The organism is Micromonospora craterilacus (genome assembly GCF_003236315.1).
Taxonomy (GTDB): domain Bacteria; phylum Actinomycetota; class Actinomycetes; order Mycobacteriales; family Micromonosporaceae; genus Micromonospora; species Micromonospora craterilacus.
On record NZ_POTY01000287.1, the window covers coordinates 1 to 7,991 of the forward strand.

Sequence of the window (7,991 nt, forward strand, 5' to 3'; positions counted from 1 at the left end):
GCAGTACGGAACCCCGGACGGTCCCCCGGCCCGCTGATAGCGTCGATCGCGGGTGCGGAACGGGGGCCACCACGCGTGTTCGACGGTTTCGAGGAATTCGACATCCGCGCCTCGGGCGCGACGATTCACGGACGCCTCGGCGGCAGCGGACCGCCGGTGCTCCTCCTGCACGGCATTCCGGAAACCCACCTCATGTGGCATCGGGTGGCGCCCCACCTCGCCGAGCACTACACGGTGGTCGCCACCGATCTGCGCGGCTACGGTGACAGCGGCAAGCCGCCCAGCACCGCCGACCATGAGCCGTACAGCATGCGGGCGACGGCTCGGGACCAGATCGAAGTCATGCGGACGCTCGGCCACGACCGGTTCCGGGTCGTCGGTCACGACCGCGGGGCACGCTGCGCCTACCGGCTCGCGCTCGACGAGCCCGACGCCGTCAGCCGCCTGGCGGTGATGGACGTCATCCCGACCGGCGACGCCTGGAGGCGCGCCGACCACCGGTTCAGCCTCGCGTACTGGGTCTGGTCCTTCCTGGCCGCGCCGGAGCCGGTGCCGGAGCAGTTCATCGGCGCCGCGCCGGAGGTCCTGGTCGACTTCATGCTCGACCGGTGGCCGCAGGTGAAGGACGCCTTCCCGGCCGAGATGCGCGCCGCCTACCTCGAGAAGTTCCGCGACCCGGCCACCGTCCACGCGATCTGCGAGGAATTCCGGGCCGCCGCGACCGTGGACTTCCAGCAGGACGAGGCGGACCGCGGCAAGCGGAAGATCGGCTGCCCGGTGCTCTTCCTCTGGAGCCAGCGCGGTTCCGTCGCGCAACTCTACGAAGATCCCCTCGCCATCTGGCGCGAGTGGGCCGACGACGTTCGTGGCGGGCCGGTACCGGTGGGCCACTTCATCCCCGAAGAGGCCCCCGAGGAGACCGTCCGACAACTGCTGGACTTCCTGCGGTAGCGGGAAGCACCCTCGCCGGGCCGCCGACCTCCCCGGTGTAGCAGCATGGCGGCCATGACCGACCAACCGACTTTCCTGCTGCGTCCCGGTGGGCCGGCGGACGCCCCGGCGGTGCTGCGGCTGCTCGACGACGCCACCGCCTGGCTGGTGGCGCGGGGCCGCCCCGGCCAGTGGGGCACCGAGCCGGCCTCGACGGATCCACGCCGCATCGCCCAGGCCGACGCGTGGGCCGGCGGCGGTGGACTCTGGCTGGCGCAGGCAACGGACCGGCCGGTCGGTGCGCTGGTGGTGGGCGCGGCGACCGAGTACGTGCCGCCGGCCACCGAACCGGAGCTGTACGTGAACCTGCTGGTCACCGACCGGGCGCACGCCGGGGCGGGGATCGGCGGCCGGCTGCTGGCGCACGCCGCCGAACTGGCCCGGGAGCGCGGCGTGCCGCTGCTCCGGGTGGACTGCTACGCCGGCGACGACGGCGCGCTGGTGCGCTGGTACGAGCGGCAGGGCTTCACCGCCACCGACCCGTTCACCGTGGAGCGTCCGGGCCGCCCACCCTGGCCGGGGCAGGTCCTCGTCCGACGCCTGGGCTGAGCGCGGCTACTCGGCGTGGGCGCCGGCCCCGGCCGAGGCCACCCCCTCGCCGACCCAGACCGACTTGACGTTGCAGAACTCGTGCATGCCCTGGGCCGACAGTTCCCGGCCGTAGCCGGAGTTCTTCACCCCGCCGAACGGCAGCTCCGGGTAGGACGTGGTCATGCCGTTGATGAAGACGGCCCCCGCCGCCAGGTCGGTGGCGAAGCGCTCCTGCTCCTGCGGGTCGCGCGTCCAGGCGTTCGACCCGAGGCCGTACGCGCTGCCGTTGGCCAGCTCGATCGCCTCGTCGTACGACGAGACCCGGTACAGCCCGGCGACCGGCCCGAACACCTCCTCGGCCCACATCCGCATCCCCGGGGCCAGGTCGGTCACCACCGTCGGCGGGTAGAACCAGCCCTCGCCGGCCGGCTTGTCCCCGCCGCACAGCACCGTGGCTCCCTTGTCGACCGCGTCGCACACCTGGGCGTCGACCTCGTCGCGGCCCCGCTCGGTGGCCAGCGGCCCGACGTCGGTGCTGTCGTCCATCGGGTCGCCCACCCGCAGTGCCGACATCCGGTGCGCGAAAGCCTCGGCGAAGGCGTCGTAGAGGTCGGCGTGCACGATGAACCGCTTGGCCGCGATGCAGGACTGGCCGTTGTTCTGGCAGCGGGCGGTGGTGGCCACCTCGGCGGCCAGTTCCACGTCGGCGGAGGGCATCACCACGAACGGGTCGCTGCCGCCCAGTTCCAGCACGGTCTTCTTCAGCTCCCGGCCGGCGATCTGCGCGATCGACCGGCCGGCGACCTCGCTGCCGGTCAGCGTGGCGGCGCGTACCCGCGGGTCGCGCAGAATCCGGTCCACCGCGTCGGAGCCGACCAGCAGGGTGGTGAAGGCGCCCTCGGGGAACCCGGCGCGGCGGAACACGTCCTCCAGCAGCAGTGCGGTCTGTGGCACGTTGGAGGCGTGCTTGAGCAGCCCGGTGTTGCCGGCCATCAGCGCCGGCGCGGCGAAGCGGATGACCTGCCAGAGCGGGAAGTTCCAGGGCATCACGGCGAGCACCGGCCCGATCGGCTGGTAGCGGACGAACGCCCGGGTGGCGGAGACCGCCTTGGCGTCGGCCGGCTGGTCGGCGAGGAACTCCGCCGCGTGAGCGGCGTAGAAGCGGCAGGCGGCGGCGCACTTGGTGACCTCGGCCTTGGCCGCGGCGAACGTCTTGCCCATCTCGGTGGTCATCAGCCGGGCGATCTCGTCCCGCTCCGCCTCCAGCAGGTCGGCCGCCGCGTTCAGCCACCGTCCCCGCTGCTCGATCGTGGTCCCGCGCAGCTGTCGATGCGCCAGGTCGGCCCGTTCGATCGCGCCGTCGATCTGCTCGTCGGACATCGCCCCGTACGTCTTGAGTACCTGCCCGTTGACGGGGTTGGTGGTGGCGATGGTCATCAGGGTTACTCCCGTCACTCGAAGAGCGAGTGCCGCACGCCGGGCTGCTCCCGGCGGCGGGCGGCGCGGCGACGTTGGATGACGGCCAGGTCGACGACGGCGACCACCGCGAAGACGACGCAGACGACACCCAGCCAGATCAGCGCGGCGCGGAACGCCAGCACCGCGAACACGGTCATGATGACGAGCCCGAAGCTGGCCAGCACGAGCCTCAGGTTCAGCGCGCTGTAGGCGTGACCGACCGTGCCGCGGGCACGCCGGGGCTGTGATCTCGTCATCACCCTCACCTACCCCCCGACGTCGGGGATAACCGTCGACGCCGCGCCCGGATCGCCCCACGGCACGCGCGTGGTGCGTTGCGTTACATCGACCCCTCGTGAGCCGGCCTATCCGGCCACCGGCGGGGAACATGGAGGGCATGACCGTGAGCCACGCCGCGCCGGTGACCGTCGCCGTCGCCCGACGCGCCGACCCCGCCCGCACCGACGAGATGGTGGCGTGGATGCGGGCCGGCACGGCGCTGGCCGAGGCGTTCCCGGGTTTCCTCGGCGCCGGGTGGGTACGCAGCGCCCCGGGGTCGGGCGAGTGGCACACGCTCTACCGCTTCGCGGACCAGGACACGCTGCGTCGCTGGGAGGAATCGCCGCAACGGCACTGGTGGCTGACCTCGGCGCAGGGCATCGTCGAGCACACCCGGATCGAGCGGCGGACCGGCATCGAGGGCTGGTTCGACCCGCCGCGCGAGGAGATCGTCGAGCGGCTCGACGCGGCGCCGACCGTACCGCCGTCGCCGCCACGCTGGAAGCAGGCGGTCACCATCTGGCTGGCGTTCTTCCCGCTCAGCCTGACCGCGACCCTGCTGACCGGGCGGCTCCTGCCGGGCCTGCCCATCCCGGCGCGGGTGCTGGTCATGACGCTCACCCTGACCCCGCTGATGACGTACCTGGTGCTGCCCCGGATCACCCGGGCCCTGCAGTGGTGGCTGCACGGGCAGCGCGCTCCCTGGCGCATATCACGCTGACCGGCGCCCCGACAGGCGTCTGCCGCATCCCCGACAACAGCGCGTGACCATCAATCACCCCACGCGTAGAGTCACCATGCCGTCGCTCTGCGCTGTGAGGCTGGGGAAGTCATGCCTGGACGCTGGACCACCGCCGTCGTCAGCCTGCTCGCACTGGTCGCGCTGGCCTGCGACGCGGGCGGGGAAGCGGCGCCCCGGCCGACCGGCGGCACACCACCGCCCGGCTCCCCCAAGGTGGTCGCGGCGCTCGGCGACTCGATCACCACCGGGTTCGGCTCCTGCCTGGTGCTGACCTCGTGCGAACGCAACTCCTGGTCGACCGGGGACGGGCTGCGGGTCGACAGCCACTACCGCCGGCTGCTCGACCGCAACCCGGCGCTGCGCGACAAGGCGTACAACCACGCCCGCCCGGGGGCCCGGGTCGCGGCGCTGGCCGGCCAGGCCGAGGCGGCGGTACGCGACCGCGCCGACTACGTGACCGTCCTGATCGGCGCCAACGACGCCTGCCGGGGCACCATCGACGCGATGACCCCGGTGACCGAGTTCCGGGCCGAGGTCGACCGGGGGCTGCGGGTGCTGCGCGAGGGCCGGCCGAAGGCCCGCGTCCTGCTGGTCAGCATCCCCGACCTGTATCGGCTGTGGCAGGTCGGCCACGACGAGCCGCGCGCGGTGCGGGCCTGGGGGCGCGGCGTCTGCCCGGCGCTGCTGGCCGAGCCGACCTCCGACGCGCCGGCCGACCAGGCCCGCCGGACCGCGTTCCGGGAACGGATCGACGCCTACAACGGTCAACTGTCGGCCGCCTGCCGGGCGTACGGCTCCCGCTGCCGGTACGACGGGGGCGCCGTGCACCGGGTCCGGTTCGACCTGGACCTGGTCAACGTGTTGGACTACTTTCACCCCAACACCGCCGGCCAGTCCCGCCTCGCCGACGTGACCTGGCGGTCCTCCGGCTACGCCGACTGAGCCGACCGCCGGTCAGGGGCGGCGCGGCGCCGGGATGCGAGGGTTACCGTGCTGGCGGTAGAGGGTCCGGGATCGCTCGGCGAGGTTGCTGGTCGCCGAGGAGTTCGCCCAGGTGCCCAGGATGATCGCCGCGCCGGGGACGATCTTGGCGAAGACCCGCTTCGCCGCGCGTACTCCGGCCATCTGGGCGAGCCGGACGCCGAGCCGCAGCATCACCCGGCCCAGTGGCGCCTGTCCACCGTTGCCGAACAACGCGCCGGCCCGCGCTCGGCCGGCCGCGACCCCCAACGCCAGCCGGGCGCTCGCGGCGACCTTGTGCACCCGTTGCAGGACCAGCAGATCGGCGGCCCGGTCGGGGTGCACCGGGTCCACCCCGTACGCGGCGGCGACGTGCAGCACCATCCGGGCCTGGGTCCAGGCCAGCACCCCCACGTCGATCACCGCGCCCGGCAGCCCGGCGGCGCCGGACACGGCACCGGAGAGCCGGGCCTGGTTGACGAACCGGCGTACCGCCTGCTCGGCGAGGTTCTCGGCGGTCGCGTCGGGCTGCTCGGCGCGGGCCTGCGCGGCCCACTGCGCCGCCTCCGGCCCGAGCCGACGTACCGCTTCGACCGCGAGGTGCTCGGGGGCGTACTGCGGATCCCGACGCATCCGGTCCCAGAGCGTGGCCGGCAGGGCCTCGGTGGCCTCGCCGGTCGGCGTGGGGCCGGGCGAGGCAGGGGTGCCGGGCTGACCGTCGGCGGCGGGCTCGCTCATCCCTCTCCCTTCGCTGGCGCTCCTCCATGTGTACCTCGGCCCGGCAACGCCCTACCCGGCGGCCGGTACGCGCCGATACCGGGCCGGCCGGCCTGGCGCGGCAGGAATGCATCAGGATGGCGGGTACGTTCTGGCGATCGGGGCCGCCGTCAACCCGGCGACCCGTTACGCGCATCCAGGGAGGCCGCACCGGTGCTCGACCCACACGAGCTATACGAACTCACCGACGATCTGCCCGACGTCGGACAACCGGTCCTGATCCAGGCCCTCACCGGTTTCGTCGACGCCGGGAACGCGGGCCGGCTGGCCCGCGAACAGCTGTTCACGTCGTTGGAGTCCCGTCCGATCGCCCGGTTCGACCTGGACCAGCTGTTCGACTACCGCTCCCGCCGCCCGGTGATGACCTTCGTCGAGGACCACTGGGAGAGCTACGACGCGCCGGAGCTGGAGCTGCACCTGCTGCACGACGACGACGAGACACCGTTCCTGCTGCTCACCGGGCCCGAGCCGGATCTGCAGTGGGAGCGGTTCGTGGCCGCCGTCGCCGGGCTCGCCGCCCGGCTGGACGTACGGCTCACCGTCGGGCTCAACTCGATCCCGATGGCGGTGCCGCACACCCGCCCGACCGGGGTGACCGCGCACGCCACCCGACGCGACCTGATCGCCGGTTACGAACCGTGGCTGCAACGGGTCCAGGTCCCCGGCAGCGTGGGCCACCTGCTGGAGTTCCGCCTGGGCGAAGCCGGCCGCGACGCGCTGGGCTTCGCCGCACACGTGCCGCACTACGTGGCGCAGGCCGAGTACCCGGCCGCCGCCGAGGTGCTGCTGGCCTCCGTGTCCCGCAGCACCGGGCTGCTGCTGCCCCGCGACGGGCTGCGTTCGTCCGCCGAGGTAGTCCGGGTGGAGATCGACCGTCAGGTCGCGCAGAACGACGAGGCCGCCGCGCTGGTCCTGGCCCTCGAAGAGCAGTACGACGCGTACGCCCGCGGCCGCAGCGGGCAGAACCTGCTCGCCGCGGAGAGCGGCCCGCTGCCCACGGCGGAGGAACTCGGCGCCGAGCTGGAGCGGTTCCTGGCCGAACAGACCCGCCCCAACAACGACACGCCCTGAGATGCAAGGAGGGGCCCCTTCTTAACGCCTGGTGCATAGCAGGGGCCCCTTGTTAACACCTCACCCGTCGCGCCCGTGCGGCGGCACCCGGACCGGGCTGGGATGCGGCAGGCTGGCAGCATGCGCCTGGCGACCTGGAACGTGAACTCGGTGAAGGCCCGCCTGCCCCGGCTGCTCGACTGGCTGGCCGGCACCGGGCCGGACGTGGTCTGCCTGCAGGAGACCAAGTGCCCCGACGGCGCCTTCCCGGTGGCCGAGGTGGGCGAGCTCGGGTACACGGTGGCCAGCCACAGCGACGGACGGTGGAACGGGGTGGCCATCCTGTCCCGGGTCGGCCTGGCCGACGTCACGGTCGGCTTCCCCGGCGAACCCGGGTTCCCCGAGCCGGAGGCCCGGGCCATCGCGGCCACCTGCGACGGCCTGCGGGTCTGGTCGGTGTACGTGCCGAACGGCCGCACCCCCGAGGACCCGCACTACGCGTACAAGCTGGCCTGGCTGGCGGCGCTGCGGGACGCGCTGGACGCGGAGCTGACCGGCGGACCGGCGTTGGCCGTCTGCGGCGACTTCAACGTCGCGCCGACCGACGCCGACGTGTGGGACGCGGCGCTGTTCACGACCTCCACACACGTCACCCCGCCCGAGCGGGCGGCCCTCGCCGCGCTGCGCGACCTCGGCCTCACCGACGTGGTGCCCACCCCGATGAAGGGGCCACACCCGTTCACCTACTGGGACTACCGGGCCGGGATGTTCCACCAGAACAAGGGCATGCGGATCGACCTGGTGTACGCCTCGGCGCCGGTGGCCCGCGCGGTGCGCACCGCGTACGTGGATCGGGAGGCCCGCAAGGGCAAGGGCCCGTCGGACCACGCTCCGATCGTGGTCGACGCCGATCTGGTCCCGGTGGTCGAGTCGTTCTGAGCGGCCCGCCGACGTCGTTAGGGTGGAGCCATGGCTGTCGTGAAGATCAACGCGATCGACGTTCCGCCCGGCGCCGGCGAGGAGTTGGAGAAGCGGTTCGCCGCACGGGCCCGCGCCGTGGAGAACTCCCCCGGGTTCCTCGGTTTCGAGCTGCTGCGCCCGGTGGCCGGCGAGAACCGCTACTTCGTGTACACCCGCTGGGAGAGCGAGCAGGCGTACCAGGACCTGTCTATTATACACATCTGACGCTGCCGACGATCGCATA

General features: G+C 72.9%; 9 protein-coding genes and 1 pseudogene. 7 read left to right on the top strand and 3 right to left on the bottom strand.

Annotated elements, in window-relative coordinates:
• On the top strand, positions 1-951 hold a 951-nt coding region (locus C1I95_RS29755; RefSeq protein ID WP_325048874.1), incomplete at its 5' end, for an alpha/beta fold hydrolase.
• Between the two features lie 54 nt (positions 952-1,005).
• A complete protein-coding gene (locus tag C1I95_RS29760) occupies positions 1,006-1,539 on the top strand; it encodes a GNAT family N-acetyltransferase (RefSeq protein WP_111218865.1) in 534 nt (177 codons plus the stop codon).
• Between the two features lie 6 nt (positions 1,540-1,545).
• Here C1I95_RS29760 and C1I95_RS29765 read toward each other — a convergent pair whose 3' ends face one another.
• Both C1I95_RS29765 and C1I95_RS29770 read right to left on the bottom strand, forming a co-directional pair.
• Positions 1,546-2,958, bottom strand: coding sequence for an NADP-dependent succinic semialdehyde dehydrogenase (locus C1I95_RS29765; protein WP_111218853.1), 1,413 nt, complete (start codon positions 2,956-2,958; stop codon positions 1,546-1,548).
• Between the two features lie 14 nt (positions 2,959-2,972).
• Positions 2,973-3,236, bottom strand: a complete 264-nt coding sequence (locus C1I95_RS29770) for a DUF6343 family protein (protein WP_111218855.1) — start codon at positions 3,234-3,236, stop codon at positions 2,973-2,975.
• Positions 3,237-3,376: 140 nt separating this feature from the next.
• Here C1I95_RS29770 and C1I95_RS29775 point away from each other — a divergent pair, with 140 nt between their 5' ends.
• Together C1I95_RS29775 and C1I95_RS29780 are read left to right on the top strand one after the other, a co-directional pair.
• Complete coding sequence (locus C1I95_RS29775; RefSeq protein WP_111218857.1) at positions 3,377-3,979, top strand: antibiotic biosynthesis monooxygenase; 603 nt, start codon at positions 3,377-3,379, stop codon at positions 3,977-3,979.
• 111 nt (positions 3,980-4,090) lie between these two features.
• Entirely contained in the window at positions 4,091-4,942 is an 852-nt protein-coding gene (locus tag C1I95_RS29780; RefSeq protein WP_111218859.1) for a GDSL-type esterase/lipase family protein, read from the top strand.
• A gap of 12 nt (positions 4,943-4,954) precedes the next feature.
• Here C1I95_RS29780 and C1I95_RS29785 read toward each other — a convergent pair whose 3' ends face one another.
• Positions 4,955-5,698 carry an EcsC family protein gene (locus tag C1I95_RS29785; protein WP_111218861.1) on the bottom strand — a complete coding sequence of 248 codons (744 nt, stop codon included), beginning with the start codon at positions 5,696-5,698 and terminating at the stop codon, positions 4,955-4,957.
• A 192-nt stretch (positions 5,699-5,890) separates the two neighbouring features.
• Here C1I95_RS29785 and C1I95_RS29790 point away from each other — a divergent pair, with 192 nt between their 5' ends.
• From C1I95_RS29790 to C1I95_RS29800, 3 genes and pseudogenes are all read left to right on the top strand, one after another.
• On the top strand, positions 5,891-6,808 hold the full coding sequence (locus C1I95_RS29790; protein WP_111218863.1) for a proteasome assembly chaperone family protein: 918 nt from the start codon (positions 5,891-5,893) through the stop codon (positions 6,806-6,808).
• 120 nt (positions 6,809-6,928) lie between these two features.
• Complete coding sequence (locus tag C1I95_RS29795) at positions 6,929-7,726, top strand: exodeoxyribonuclease III (protein ID WP_111218867.1); 798 nt, start codon at positions 6,929-6,931, stop codon at positions 7,724-7,726.
• 30 nt (positions 7,727-7,756) lie between these two features.
• Positions 7,757-7,948 (top strand): annotated as a pseudogene (locus tag C1I95_RS29800) (antibiotic biosynthesis monooxygenase family protein); the annotation flags it as partial.
• Positions 7,949-7,991: the final 43 nt, after the last annotated feature.